Source organism: Thauera sp. 27 (genome assembly GCF_000310125.2).
Lineage (GTDB): Bacteria > Pseudomonadota > Gammaproteobacteria > Burkholderiales > Rhodocyclaceae > Thauera > Thauera mechernichensis.
In genome coordinates, this window is the sequence record NZ_AMXB01000109.1 from 1 (window position 1) to 463 (window position 463).

At 66.5% G+C, this 463-nt stretch carries 1 protein-coding gene; it reads left to right on the forward strand.

The annotated features are described in order from the left end of the window. Window positions 1-463: 4Fe-4S dicluster domain-containing protein (locus B447_RS21605; protein ID WP_004249640.1), on the forward strand; the 463-nt coding region annotated here is incomplete at both ends.

A 463-nucleotide genomic window follows, 5' to 3' on the forward strand; every position in this document is an offset into this window, starting at 1 on the left:
TCGGCGACGATGCGGGCTTTCTCAACGCCGCGCGCATCAAGGGCAGCCACGCCGCGATCAAGTCGGGCATGCTCGCCGCCGAGGCCGCCTTCGAGGCGCTCGCCAAGGAACGCGAGCGCGACGCGCTCACCGCCTACCCGGCCGCCTTCCGCGACTCCTGGCTGTACGCCGAGTTGCACAAGACGCGCAACTTCAAGCCCTACATGAAGAAGGGCCTGTACCTGGGTTCGCTGCTGTTCGGCATCGACCAGGTGGTGTTCCGCGGCAAGGCGCCGTGGACGCTGCGCAACAGCGCCGACCATGACAAGCTCAAGCCGGCGGCCGACTGCGCGAAGATCAATTACCCCAAGCCCGACGGCGTGCTCACCTTCGATCGCCTGTCCTCGGTGTTCCTGTCCAACACCAACCACGAGGAAGAGCAGCCCTGCCACCTGCAGTTGAAGGACGGCGCGGTGCCGATCGC